8 protein-coding genes and 6 pseudogenes are annotated in these 13,876 nt (G+C 33.0%); 1 reads left to right on the top strand and 13 read right to left on the bottom strand.

Annotated features, from left to right (window positions below; genetic code table 11):
- Positions 1-339: 339 nt before the first annotated feature.
- The 3 genes and pseudogenes from AB3I27_RS13610 to AB3I27_RS13600 form a co-directional block, all read right to left on the bottom strand.
- Positions 340-4,677, bottom strand: a complete 4,338-nt coding sequence (locus AB3I27_RS13610; protein WP_070544015.1) for an Eco57I restriction-modification methylase domain-containing protein — start codon at positions 4,675-4,677, stop codon at positions 340-342.
- A complete protein-coding gene (locus AB3I27_RS13605; protein ID WP_070544017.1) occupies positions 4,670-5,416 on the bottom strand; it encodes an N-6 DNA methylase in 747 nt (248 codons plus the stop codon). The genes AB3I27_RS13610 and AB3I27_RS13605 overlap by 8 nt, the downstream gene beginning before the upstream one ends.
- A gap of 148 nt (positions 5,417-5,564) precedes the next feature.
- Positions 5,565-5,696, bottom strand: a pseudogene (locus AB3I27_RS13600) (JAB domain-containing protein); the annotation flags it as partial.
- A 140-nt stretch (positions 5,697-5,836) separates the two neighbouring features.
- Here AB3I27_RS13600 and AB3I27_RS13595 point away from each other — a divergent pair.
- Positions 5,837-6,943, top strand: a complete 1,107-nt coding sequence (locus tag AB3I27_RS13595) for an IS4 family transposase (protein WP_086307541.1) — start codon at positions 5,837-5,839, stop codon at positions 6,941-6,943.
- Between the two features lie 265 nt (positions 6,944-7,208).
- Here the strand turns inward: AB3I27_RS13595 and lnu(G) are convergent.
- The 10 genes and pseudogenes from lnu(G) to AB3I27_RS13545 form a co-directional block, all read right to left on the bottom strand.
- Positions 7,209-8,012 (bottom strand): annotated as a pseudogene (gene lnu(G) / locus AB3I27_RS13590) (lincosamide nucleotidyltransferase Lnu(G)).
- 317 nt (positions 8,013-8,329) lie between these two features.
- Positions 8,330-8,707, bottom strand: a complete 378-nt coding sequence (locus tag AB3I27_RS13585) for a DUF6262 family protein (RefSeq protein WP_070544324.1) — start codon at positions 8,705-8,707, stop codon at positions 8,330-8,332.
- Positions 8,708-9,280 (bottom strand): annotated as a pseudogene (locus tag AB3I27_RS13580) (tyrosine-type recombinase/integrase); the annotation flags it as partial. It abuts the gene before it with no gap.
- Positions 9,261-9,665, bottom strand: a pseudogene (locus AB3I27_RS13575) (transposase); the annotation flags it as partial. The pseudogenes AB3I27_RS13575 and AB3I27_RS13580, both read right to left, overlap by 20 nt.
- A gap of 112 nt (positions 9,666-9,777) precedes the next feature.
- Positions 9,778-10,649, bottom strand: a pseudogene (locus AB3I27_RS13570) (S8 family serine peptidase).
- A gap of 775 nt (positions 10,650-11,424) precedes the next feature.
- On the bottom strand, positions 11,425-11,973 hold the full coding sequence (locus tag AB3I27_RS13565) for a hypothetical protein (RefSeq protein ID WP_002335394.1): 549 nt from the start codon (positions 11,971-11,973) through the stop codon (positions 11,425-11,427).
- On the bottom strand, positions 11,974-12,831 hold the full coding sequence (locus AB3I27_RS13560; protein WP_002292680.1) for a ParA family protein: 858 nt from the start codon (positions 12,829-12,831) through the stop codon (positions 11,974-11,976).
- A gap of 285 nt (positions 12,832-13,116) precedes the next feature.
- Positions 13,117-13,404: a type II toxin-antitoxin system mRNA interferase toxin, RelE/StbE family gene (locus AB3I27_RS13555; protein ID WP_002292679.1), complete on the bottom strand. Its 288-nt coding sequence runs from the start codon at positions 13,402-13,404 to the stop codon at positions 13,117-13,119.
- On the bottom strand, positions 13,394-13,723 hold the full coding sequence (locus AB3I27_RS13550) for an AbrB family transcriptional regulator (RefSeq protein WP_002292678.1): 330 nt from the start codon (positions 13,721-13,723) through the stop codon (positions 13,394-13,396). Before AB3I27_RS13550 ends, AB3I27_RS13555 begins: the two co-directional genes overlap by 11 nt.
- A 76-nt stretch (positions 13,724-13,799) precedes the next feature.
- Positions 13,800-13,876 (bottom strand): annotated as a pseudogene (locus AB3I27_RS13545) (Txe/YoeB family addiction module toxin); the annotation flags it as partial.

The following is a 13,876-nucleotide window of genomic DNA, read 5'->3' as shown; positions in this document are numbered from 1 at the left end:
AGCGTATTATAACAGTTTTACAAATTTCTCGATAAAAATAAAAAAACACCAGTAAAACACTGATGTCTTTTGCTTTTATATTGATAAGAAAATTGATTTTTACACCAATTTCCACCAAATAATAGTCCAAAACGTTGATATATCTGAAACAGATTAACGTTTTGAGAAATATACAGATAAATTCTAAGTATGTCTAATCCATCTGAATCCTTTTATAACAACGTTTTGGGAATTGTTATATGGATAAAAATGTATGAAAAGGGATTGATATTGACATTACTTGAACCAATTTGAACCAACATGATAGATGTTAGTTGAATACACTAAGTGCTTTTTCTTTTATTCCATACCCTTAACATTTTCTTCGATAAATCTTATTTCATTCTCATTCAAATTATATTTTTTGTATAACTGTTGATCAATCTCAGTTATTGACTTTGACCAATTAATTTGGGATTTTGTGGTGAAGTCTTGAATAGGGATGTTTTTCCAAACCTCTTTTGTCTGATTGTGCTGAGTTACTTTCATTGTTCCAAGCATCGCCCTCACAAATTTAGTTTTAATGTATTTTAAAACATTCTCTGCTTCTAATCTATTATCAAACGCTCCAAAGGAAATAAATGTTTGTGTATATCCAATAAATGGTTCACCTATAATAGGTGTGGATAAAGTTTCTCCAAACGTTCCTGTACCATTTGTTGCTGGAAGGATAACCTTATATTTATCCAGATTAGGATGATTTTCAACATAATTTTTATTAATCCACTTAAATATACGCGTACCACTTTTACGTCCTAAAATTTGAATTTGATCTCTATTTTGTTGTTTTACATCATAGAAAATTTCAGGGAGTTTATCAAAAATATTAGAACCAATAGATTTTTCTTCATTTACCGATACCCTACCCCTCAATTCAGGATTTTCCTCGTAAATTTTAGGAGTAAATTTATAGCTACTTTTCCCATAAAGCAATTCATTAAATGATTTAAACTCGTTGTCTAATACTTTTGATAAAATTGTATTTAACTCTTCTAAATGCGTAAAGGTACCAATAGCACCAAAGTTCTTATTTGTATCACGGTAAGTTATAGCTATGCCACCTTTTATATCTGTATTAGGGAAGACTTTAGCAGAGTTCTGTTCATAATATACTACTTTCAAATGTTCGTCACTTAGCATTTTTTCATTCCATTTTTTCGGCGTCTGACCAGCATTAAATAAGAATCTAGCAGGGGTCACAAAACTTACTATGTCAGCAATCTTATAAGATTCCTCCATGAATTTATGATATATTGGTTCATCTCTAGCAACTTCTCCAATCCCTTCATTTTGATAAGGAGGATTACCTATAATCACATCGAACTTCAAATTATCATCTCCAAAAATTTTATTAATATTTGAAGCCAATACTTCTTTGTTCGCTAAATGCACCGTATCAGCTAAAATTAAATTTTTTGGTGATACATAATCTAATTCAGTAAATATAAAATTTTTAGCTATATTGTAAATTATATCACTAGGTGCACAAGCATATACTTGATTTTCAAGTATCCATTTAATACGTTCCTTTTGATTTGGTATTTGTTCTTTCAAACCCTCATTTAATTTCTTTACTATCTCCGTAATATATAAACCACTTTTTACATATAAGTCAGCAAACTTCTTGGTCTTATCAGAAAAAATTCCAGGTTCTTCTTCTTCTAATTTATCGACCATCTTTTTAACTACTCTTTTTGGCGTAAAAATTTGATTCGTTTTCTGTGGTGGAATATAATCAAAAATATCCTCTTCTAGACTATCATCAAAATAATTAGCTAAACGCTTTTTAGTGTCTAAAAATTCTTGGATACTTGCATTAAACACTACCTCATTGAATAAGCCATGAACGACTTTTCTATTGCCTTTATCATCCTCATATTCGAAACCATCACGAAGCTTCTTAAACTCTTCAATTGTGATACTTGTAAGATCTTCGAAGGTAGCTTCATCAATATTCTTTTCAAAGTTTTCTAATCTAGTCTGATCATCCCCGTATGCCATTAGGAACGCAGGAATTGTACGTGCAAATCCTCGTAAATGATCTCGAACATCATCTTCTGTTGTTTTCTTTTTCTTTTCCTCTACTTTTTCTATTTGTTCTTCGACAACAGTGTTAATAGTGTTTTCTACTTCCATATTAATTTCATCGGCGAAAGACTCTTCTATCTTTTGTTTTTCTTCTTCATATTGCTGAGTCACTACTTTTAATTCTGTTTCATCTTTTCTCTTCTCTGCTTCTTGCTTTTTCTTTTCGTATTCTTCTTTTATCTCTTTAACTTGATTGCTTAGTGTCAAACTTTTCTCAGTTATTATATCCTCAATAGAATTGTTTACTGAATCTCTTAACTTTTCGGTTTGTCCTTTGTTTAGTTTGAATGAATCCTTTAGATTATTAAAGCCATCTGAAAATGATGCTGTTATATCTTTCGCAAGTTTTCTAATCGACTCTTTTTGTTTTTCCTCAACTTCTTCTAGGGATGATACAACTTCATCAACCACTTCAATTGATGAATAAATTTTTTCGCCAAAAAGTTCATTTGATTTACCTAACACTACTTCTTTTGGTATCTCTACTTCTCCATCATCATTTAAATGCGGATCAGTAATAGACACCTCACGGCGTTTCTCTAATCTTTTATTTTTCTCAGGTGGTATTTTATCTAGAATTTCTTTAAATGGTGAATCACCTGAAAAAATACCAGATATATTAGCGAATAGTAAATTACTCATAAATCCTCTTTTAACAACTTCTCGTGAGGTAATTCTTGTAGGTATGGTCAGCACTTCAGATGCATCTATTTCATGCATTGTACCTTCTTCGTCTTCAGCAATTACTGGAAAGAAATTTAATAACTTCTTTATCTTGCGCTTTCTTTCTTCGCTTGTTTTAGAACTACCACTAGACAAGTTGTTAGCAAATTCATCATAAAGCCTTAATGTTCGATCTGGTGAGAAATCGAATATATATGCATTTTCTTTACGATATAACTTTCCATCCTTTTCAAATTCATAAGGATTTTGTGAACGAAATGCAGCTTGAAAGTATAAACTAGGTGATTCAATATTATTTAACATTAATACCGCCGTCCACTCAGGAATTGTCACACCAGTTGTTAACTGTCCTACAGAAAGTGTTATTGTTTTATCATAATTTCTAATAGCATTCCTAACTTTATCATAGCTTTTTGTATTCTCTTTCAAATCAAGTGCTTCTGATTCTATGCCTTCATGTAAACTAACACCATCTCCTGCTGCAAGTACTACTTTGTAATCTTTGAATGTAGGATGAGAGTTTAATAATTTTTCAAGTGCTTTAGCGGAATTAACCCGTGGAAGTAACCAAAAAGTATGATTAAGTTCATTACGATACTGACTTTCGGAAAATGGAAACTTCCCTGAAGATAGATTATCTAAAAAACGAACAACACTTTCCTCATATTCAAATCTTCCATTTTCTTTAACTCTAAAAAATTCATTTAAATCAAATGCATAATCAACGTTTTTTTCTTCCTCTATTGTTAACCCAGCCGATACTTCATCTTCTATCATTTTGCTCATTTGATACGTAAACAAATTTAAAGTCGGTAGGCTTTCGTAAGGATTGCTACCAATCGTTGAATCCCAGTTTTCTTTAGCTTCTTGTTCATCTACATAAGACCAATTAAATATTTGTTCTTCGGAAAAATCACCTTTAGCTAAGGCTTTAAAAGGAGTACCTGATAAATGCAGGGTAAAGTCTCTTTTTAATTGACTAAATGCTATATCGGTTCTTCTAGTATCGATTCCTTCATGAGCTTCATCAATTACGAGCAAGTCCCAGTTTAGTCCAGCTACCCATTCTAGTTTCTTATACATACCTCCTGCAAATTCTGCACCCTTTAAATCTTGCAATGAAATAAATGCAATTTGAGTAGGATTAGCATGAGAAGTTGTATCAATAAACTCGAGATACTGATCTCTAGTCATCGCTTTTCCATTTAGTGCATCTGTTTCCGATACAAACTTCATTTGTGGCTCTTGCCAGGCAATAAATTTTTGGAAATCATCAAACCATGAGTTAGCAATTGCTGGTCTATTTGTTACAATTAAAACATTCTTTGCGTTAAGGTTTCTAATAAAGTCATAAGTTGTTAATGTTTTCCCAAAACGTGGTTTTGCATTCCATAAAAATTCTCTGGGCTCCTGCTTACTTTGATAATATTCATACGTTTTTTCTACTGCTTGTTGCTGTTCATTTCTTAATATATAATCCGAACGTTTATCATCAATTTGTATTTCATCATAATCACGGTTAATAAACTTATTCGTTAACTCTTCAGCCTTTTCCAGATTTCCATTAAAATAGAACCACTCATCAGCACGACTATTAAAATCCTTTTTCTCTATACCATTTAAAATAAGAAATTTATGTAAATCTTTATCACGGAACCATTTTCCATCAGATTTACGAGCTAGTTTCTCAAATAAAATTTTAGGATTTAAACCAGCTGTACCTACTTGTTCAAAAATTCTCGTAACAGCGTCACGTGTCGTATCACCTATCTTCACATAGCCATCGTGGTTTGGAACCTCAGGTAAGGTATAACCGTACACCTTATATTTAATTTCTTGAAAAGGCTTAATTATTGTCTTATCCATTGGCTTCCTCCATCTCCTCTCTATAAACATCAGTTATCTTGACAGGTATATATCGCATTTCCTTTTGAAATTCATTTATGTTTTCAGATTCATCTTCCAAAAAGTCAAACAAATCTAGTTGTACTGGTTCTTGTAATAAATTATTAATTGCTCGACCACTTTCTTTTTTTACACTTCCATATATTTCATCCAATGTATACTCTGTTCTTTGTATTTTAATATTTTTCAATGTTTTCCTCATGTTAATAGGTTGCCATTCACTAAACACTAAAGGGCTTCCATCCGCTGATTTTCTCGTTAAAAAGTTACCATTACAAATATTTAGCGAAATGATTTTCTTTGCACTATCTAGCACCTTTTCCTTTAATTTTCCGCCATGATGTTCTACTTGTTCTTTATACTTATCATAATATTGTTGAAACATGTTCATCACACATGTTTGGGCATTATCTTCCAATAATTCAATTCCGTACAGTGTTGTTAGAGCGAGCAAAGAATAATTTTCATATTGTATTAAGTCTTTATTGTACTTCTCAGATACCATGTTTAACTTTCGCTCAAGTATTGCAACTAAAAAAGCACCTTCCCCTGCAGCCGGTTCTAAAAAGGTTGCTGTTAAATTTTCACAAGCATCTTTTACCTCTGGAATATCTAGCATTTTATTAACTATTCTTTTAGGGGTAAATACTTCTCCATGTTTTTGAACACGAATCTTAGACTTAATAATTTCCTCTTTCAAACATAGTACCCTCCTTTCGTGTCAGTACTTTCGGATATCTATATCATTTCTAACTAGTTCTATTCTATCATAAAGTACTTTACTAAATTCATTTGATGCAATTGTACATAGTAAACCTTGAAGAAAAAAAGGGAGTTGTTTCTCCCTTTTAAATATAGCCTCTTTCTTTCAGGCTAGTAAAACCGTTATTATTATTTACTACTAAATGATCAAGTACTTCGATGCCTAGTAACTTCCCAGCTTCGACTAATCTCTTTGTAACCTTAATATCTTCCATCGACGGTGTAACATTTTATCAAGAGTAAACTATTAAAAATCCCACTAGTGTTGCATTAAAATTTTAACCTATTCCATAGAACAAAAAATCCTTTATACTAGCACTTGGATGACTTATCCAAGACCAATAAAAAGGACTCATACATGGATAAGTATAAAACAAATACAACATTTAATAAATGGTTTTCTGCCATAAAATTAGGAAAACTTTCTGTCAACTCCCAAAAATGTATTTTTGATTACAATTCGTATCGTAAAAAACTGTCTTTTGAAGCTGTGCTCAAGCTCTTTCTCTACGCAGTTAATGAAGAAAAAGAAAGTTTGCGTGATTTGAGTACAGCTCTTATCGACCGATCGCTCCAACTAGAAACCGATGTGTCATCGATTAGTCATACCCAATTGTCTCGAGCATTTAATGCACTTGAACCTAAAGTGTTAGAAGAAATTTTTCAACAACTGTTAGAAAAAGTTCAACATCAAATCAAACCAACCAAGCGAAATCATCTGTATCTGATTGATTCCAGTACGTTTTCGCTTAGTTTAAAACGTCATAAGTGGGCGACTTTCCGTAAAACCAAGTCAGGTATTAAATTGCACTTGAACTTCTGTTATATGGATGATGCCACGATGTATCCAACTGATTTTGCATTAACCAATGCACACGAACATGATGTCAATCAACTGACAGTACTGGTGAATGAACCAGAGGCAACGTATGTTTTTGATCGTGGTTACTTGGATTTTGAAAAGATGGATCAGATGCATTGGGACGGGTATTTCTTCGTCACTCGCATCAAGAAAAATACCAAAGTTCATGTGATAGACACACTAGAAAAATCGCCAGAAGAAGAAATTCTACGAGATGAACTCGTTCGCTTGGGGTCTAAGACTTATTTGACCGCCAATTTTCGACTAGTCACTGTTCAAGATAAGAACGGACGTGAGTTTCAATTTATCACCAATCGAATGGATGTCTCTTCGAAAGAAATTTCTGATATGTATCACGCTCGTTGGCAAATCGAATTGTTTTTCAAACACATCAAACAACATATGACCAGCAAAACCTTCTTTTCTCAAAATGAAAAAGGCGTGCATAATCAATTGATTCTAACGATGATTTCCGCTCTTCTCACGTTTCTCATCAAATTAGAAACGAAGACAGTAAAATCGGTGTTCCAAATCAAACGATTCTTTCGTTATTTACTGTTTCAGCCTTTTGAATGTTGGGTAGAAAAATTAATTCCCACATGAGAAAAAAGAAATTTGGCTCGTTACTTTTGGTTTTCAGTTGAATAACAGATAAAAAATTTTCTGGAAAAAGTCATCCTCTGCGTCAGCACAGTTTTTTTTGACTTATTTTCAGAGGAAATAGTTTTCAGAATATTCTAAAATGTTTTATGCAACGCTAGTGTAAAAATCCATTAAAATCAATACTTTCACTTTGAGAACATGTATTTAAAGTAAATAACAATTAAAGCCTGTATCTTAGTTATCACTTGAGATACAGGCTTTTTATTTATTCGTTCATATAATTAAACAGTTTGCCTAAAAAATCATCGCTAATGGTTAATTGATACTGTTTTTCAACGAGATTTCGAAGTTCCATAACGAGAAGCAAAGAGTTCTTATAGGCTTCATATAGTTCTAATTCATTTAATCGGGCAGTAGTCTTTTTAAACTTTTCATAGTTTTCAGGACTAATTTCTTTTTCAAGATTCTTTGTCATATTAAACCAATTATCGGCATTTTCTTCCGCAATTCGAATGAGTTGTAGTATATTTTTTTGTAATTGAGATAAAAGTTCCAGTGAACGTGCATTTTCCCCTCTTTTAAGAACATTAATCCCCATTAACCATAGGTTGGAAAAATTATTCAATAAAAAATTTACGTTTTCTTCTGTAAGTCTATTTGGTCCCGGACCTTCCAACTCTGATAAATACAATTCTAGTTGTCCTGTTTCATCATAAATAAACATTGCTTTTGTGTCAGGAATGTAGCCTGATTATTTGAATGAAGGAATAATATTCATTTCGTTTTCGGAAAGGAAATGAAATTCACCACGTATTAGATTTTCAAAAATTACTACTTCCGTACCGTACTCATTTTGATAGAGTAAAGTGTAGGAAGCGACTTCATTTAGCCATTTTGCTGAATCAAAGGTGGAAATTGTATCATCTTTTAGAAAAACGTAATATTCTATATCAGAGTATTGATCTCCCTCTCCTTTTGTAAAAGAGCCATACATCATACAAGCAGATATTCGTTCATCTGACTGGACAAGTTCCTTAACCCTTGCCATTAGTTCCTTTTGTTTTAACAATTCGATTCCTTCTTTCTTTATTTTGATTCAGGGAGAAATAAAAAATCCTCCCAAATAATGTTGGAAGGATTAGTCATGTCACTTTTTAAGGACTCAAATAAAACTATTTAGCCTTTTTAGCTATTCAGTCTTACATTTATTTAGTATATGGAAAAATGGGCAGACTAATCCTAAGTTTTTAAACTGAAATATACTATTTCATTTGTTAAAAATTAGATTAGTTCTTCATTGTCCACCCATCTCTCCTTTCGATTAATAGTATATTAATTTTAACACTTCAAAGTTCAAAGCACAAGTTGGTGAAACTCATAGATTGACTATTCTCTAATGTACAAATCTCCGTATAATTTTTGGATCTGGTTCCTTAATCTTATATTTTCCTCTTCTAATTCCTTTACTCTTGTTTTTAAGGTTTTAATAAGGACTTCTTCAGAACGGGAGCTTTTCTTGGGTTTTGATATTACATTTTCTGTTTTTTGCTGTTTTCGGAGAAATTCAATCCTTTGCCTAATATCATGTTCCTTATAAAGCCATGATTTAGAAACATTAGCTTCCTTTGCAACTGTGTTAAAATTAATAGTCTTACCTTCAAGCGATAGTTTAGAGATAACCTTGTCTACATTTTCTCTAGTCCGCCTGGACTTTTGCTTTGCCAAACGCACAATTTCCTCTGTATTTCGTACCTGTTTAACCATCTAACTAATCCCCTTCAGGCTGCCAATTATTTGCTCTAGTCGCTCTTTAACACGGTTATTAGTCTCTATTTGCCTTTGCCATTGCTTTTCCTTAGCGACTGCCAATAACTCCTCAGTACGATTTAACTGTTCCTCATGCTGCGATAAAAACTGCTTACTTGTACAAAAATGAGTACAATCTAAACAAGCATTGGCGTGTGGACAAGAACCTGCTATTACTGGTAATCGGCAATAACCATTTGGAAGAACTTGTGCATTAATATTTTTCTTGAACCATTGAAGATCAACATCATCGACTTCATTGTCATTATCTAACTCAATTATATCTCCATTATTAGTTACCAGTTTTTCTTTGAATTTTGTAAATTCAGCTTTAAGGGTTTCATCAAAAATATGAGCATATCTGCTTGTCATTTCAGGACTTTCATGACCCAAAAACTTTTGTACAATATGCTGCGGTACTCCGTTATTAATCATTCTTGTTCCTACTGTATGGCGAAAGGCATGGGCATGGAATCTATAAATCTCGCCTGATTTATCGACTATTTTTTGCTCATAAGCTAATTTGTTTAGCACATCCGAGCTCATTATCAAGGATTCGCTGCGCCAATCTCTGGTTACGGTAACCAACCGGTGTCTCGTAGCCAAGTGTACCGTGCAACCGAAGGTGGTTCCACCAATTGACATAGTCAAATAACTCCAAATCCAATTGTTGTAAGGTTTCAAATGTGTATTGATAGACAAATTCTACTTTCAGCGACTTATAAGTTGATTCAGCTACGGCATTATCAAAAGGACAGCCTTTATGACTCAATGATCGATTGATGTCAAAAGTTGTTAATAATTCATCAATAGCTTGGTTATCAAACTCTTTTCCACGATCAGTATGAAAAATCTCAACCTCTGTCAGAGGTTGTTTGATACGGCTAAATGCTTTTTTTACTAGAACGGCATCTTTACCAGTTGCGACGAGTTGAAGGATCATGTCTTTTCTTTCTTGACTGTACTTTTTCATTTAGCGAACTTCCTTTCTTTCGAGGTTATTATAGTCCTCTCCCAAAATGTGTCCACTAAATCATCCTAACACCACATTCACTATTTAATCTTAATGTGATATTAGATGCAGTAAGTTTACCCGTTACTTGTCGTACGACATTATTCGTATTTAGTCTTCCCCCTGTAAGACATAAATCAGATAGTTCATAAAATGAATCAACACTATTTAAAATGGTTTTTTTTAATTCATCAGTAGATAGATCAGGATCTAGTGACAACGCTAATGCAGCACTACCAGTGACATGAGGTGTTGCCATCGAGGTACCTGACATATACGTGTATTTACTTCCTAGAAATGTACTAAAAACACGAAACCCTCTAGCGAATAAATCAACACCTGTTTTACTATAATTTGAATCAGAACTTCGTTCATAACCACTAGAATTTCCTACAGTAATAATATTAGGTATATCCAAAGAAGCTGGGTAAAGAGGTTTATCAGTCATATCTATCCCATTATTTCCAGCTGCTGCTACGAATAATCCAGGATAGTTTTTAATTGCTTCTTCTGTACTGCTATAAACAACACTACCTATACTAAAATTGATAATTGGAAACCCTTTTTGGGATGCATAATTAATAGCTTCAGTTAAGATTGCCAAACTGGTACCTCCACTACTACCAAATACACGTATAGGTACCATCGTAACATCCCAATTTATTCCAGCAACACCTAATTCGTTGTTTGTTTGAGCACCAATAATCCCGGCAATATGTGTCCATGTCCCATAGTATCCATAGGATCTGTATCATCGTCAAAAAAATCGTATCTCAAACTTTCATCTACATTTCCAGAAAGATCTTCATGTTGATAATCAATTCCTGAATCAATGACCGCTACCTTCACATCCTTAGAACCCTTGGTTTCTTCCCAAGCGGATGGCATGCTAATCTCTCTTAAATTAGCTTGTTTACTCCAATTAGGATCGTTAAGAATAATTGATCGATTTCCTAAAGAATCAGTTGTATTTGGCTCCTCAACATCATTCAACGGCTCTAGTTCAGCCACATAGTTTGGCTCTGCATAATTGACCATATCAGAAGCATTAAATGTTTTTACTGCCTCTTCCACACTAATTTCTTCGTTCAATTTCACTAATAATACTTGATCTCGCTTATTATAATCGCTTTCATTTGTCCTAAGAGTCAAATCTTTTTCCACCATAACTTTTACACCCAATAAATTTTGCGGTTTATTTTTCTCTGTTGAAATTCTTTGTGTAGCCTTTAAACTGACAATTAGCTCATTGGGTACATACTCTATTTGAGAGTCATCTAATTGGCTCATAATCCTTTCTTTTTGGTTAGTATCTGCAGTTACTTGTTTAGTGTGAGCCATGAACCCAAACATACTCACCCCAACAACCAATCCTAAATATATTTTCTTTTTAAACTTTTTCACCTACATCTCCTCCTAATAGTTTTATTTTAGAGTTAGCTCTATTACTTATTTACTAACTCAACAACAGATTATCATACACTTGTTAATGAAATCACAATATCTCATTAAAACACACCCTAAAATCATAACCATTCCTATGCTCATTTTTTGGATTTTTTAATCACGTAACCAGAAAAATAAATCCCCTCTATTTCACGCAAATCAAAGAAGAACTAAGTAACTACCGTTTAAAGGTAGTTACTTAGTTCTTCTTTGATTATTATCTAACTTTATTATTCATTCCCCACCCTTTGCGCAGTGAGTCTTCGGTATCTTGTTTTATCTGACTGGTAGTTCTTATTATTTCTCCATGATCATCTAATTCTGGAACAATTGGATATTTTTCTCTGAACAAGTCTAGTTCTTTCACCACGTCATTAAACAAATCTTGCTTATCTTCTTGCGTAAGATTCTGTTTAATATACTCATCTAAAGCTTTTCTAAGCAATTCATCTCTTGTCATATTAGTCTCATACTTTTCTACTAAAACTCTGGAAGTCGCATTTAACAAAGTCGACAGTTTTAAAGGATGCTTGGTGGAATAAACCTTATCAAACTTTCTGATTGGTGCGCCAACTTTTTTTGTTCTTCCTCTACTCTGTCTTTCAACATTGGAGGAAGTTTTTATTTCTTGAACTTGGTGCACTTCTAATTGCTTATTTTCAGATGGTGTAATTGCTTGCTGCTTTTTCTTTGCTTCTGCTTCTTTTTTTATTTTGGCGAGTCCTTTGTTGTTCCCAAAAATATCAAGTCCTTTGATGTCAGCCAATTACTCCACCTCCGCATACCAATTCTCGTGTTCTTCCAATTCTTTCAAAATACTGATAAATAATTCGTGGCTTTTGCGATCCCATTGTTTTAAGAGACCTTTCTTTGTCTTCTCCATCGTAATACCTGATCCGTCGTATCGTTTTAAGCGTGCATTTTTGAGTACAACATTTTTAATCAAATGTTCCCCATAAATCTCTTGGGCTTGTTTGTACATTTCCTGATCTACTGCGTCACCGCTTTCCAACATGAAAGGAATAACACCAGCAACATATAAATTTGTATCAAATTCTTTCACAAAAAAGTCCATATACTCAAGATATTGCATCGCATTTCTCATCGATTTTACTTGGGTCTGTAAGACGACGATTGCCCAGTCCGCAATGTACATCGCGGATTTACTATATACAGAAATAGAAGGTGGGACATCTAAATAGATGACGTCAAACTCATCAAATAATGGTTCTAGCTTTTCTTTCATATATTTGAATTGGGATAATGAATCATTATATTGGTCTTTGATCCAATCATCATACATTTCAAAGGACATGTCTGCTGGAAGTATATAGAGGTTATTGATTACTTTATAGACAGCCTCTTTAGGTGGAAGATTGTTTATCAACACGTCAGTCACAGTATTTTCGTAAACAATCGGTTCACCTTCTCCGCCCCCTTCTTCGTTAGTGAAGTTCATATGCGTTAAGTTCATCACATCAGAAGTATTTCCTTGCATATCCAAGTCAATTATCAAGGTTCTTTTTCCTTCATTAACTGCTGATTCAAACCCTAACATTTGCGCGCACGTACTTTTACCTACGCCACCTTTAAAATTACCGATTACATATTTCTTCGCTACCACGTTCCTACCTCTTTTCTTTTAGCAATATTCATTTGATACTATTATAACATATTTATTTTTAGTTACTACCAAAAAAAAGATATATATGTACTACCTTATAATTAATAAGTAAAAGGTAGTACATAAATAATGAAAAGCTGAAATATATTGATTTATAGCTTTCCTCAAAGTAATGACGTTATTTAATTTATCGAGAAGCAGAGAATACTCGCGACTTTAGTCATGTAGATGAATCAGATCTTCGATAAAAAAGAAGCCGTCCTTCTTAAGAACGACAACAAATCACTAGATTAATTTTTTCAACTGTTCATAAAAGTTTTCATGCGTTCCACATAACAATACTGGAATAACCTTGTTTTCTATAATCTCGTAAGCTACTCTATATGTTGTGCCCGCATATTTGAACCCACTAGACCAAATACCTGATAAATCCCCAGTTTTTTGTTCACCCTTATATGGATCAATCGCAATTTCATCATAAATTAAATTCAAAAATTTTTCTTTCAATGTCTTCTCTTTTAGCTTTTTTAAATACTTAATGACATGTTTTGAAGGAACGATTTCATAAGCCAATTTCTGTTGCCAACTCCTCTTTAGTCATTACTTTAGAATTAGTAAGTGTATCTTCAGCAATATCTCTAAAGGAAGAATGCATTTTGTTTTTTCTATTCTTAAATTCTACAAGAATCTCATCTTTATCGTAGCCTTCTGCAATTATATCAGACAAAATATCTTCGCTAAAATCATAAAATTCTTTTTGTGGTTCAACAAATTCATAAAGAATACCATTCTCTACCAACTTTGCTTCAACTTCGACTCCATTAGGAACATTAAAATCTTTAGGTACTGTCAACATGATTGAATTGCCTTGTTTTCTTGTTTTTGTAATCATTTAAATCCCTCATTTCTAACAGTATGTAATTACTTAGTAAATACATTATACCACGAGATAATGTATTTACAAGTAATTACTGTGACTCGTAATGCGTCCTTGCTGAATAAATTTCAACCACGTGTTCATCTTCATCTACCTTATAAACAACCC

The organism is Enterococcus sp. C46 (assembly GCF_040887565.1).
In the GTDB taxonomy this organism is placed as follows: Bacteria; Bacillota; Bacilli; order Lactobacillales; family Enterococcaceae; genus Enterococcus_B; species Enterococcus_B lactis.
The sequence above is the reverse complement of the archived record's forward strand: the minus strand, read 5'-3'. Positions and strand labels throughout refer to the sequence as shown.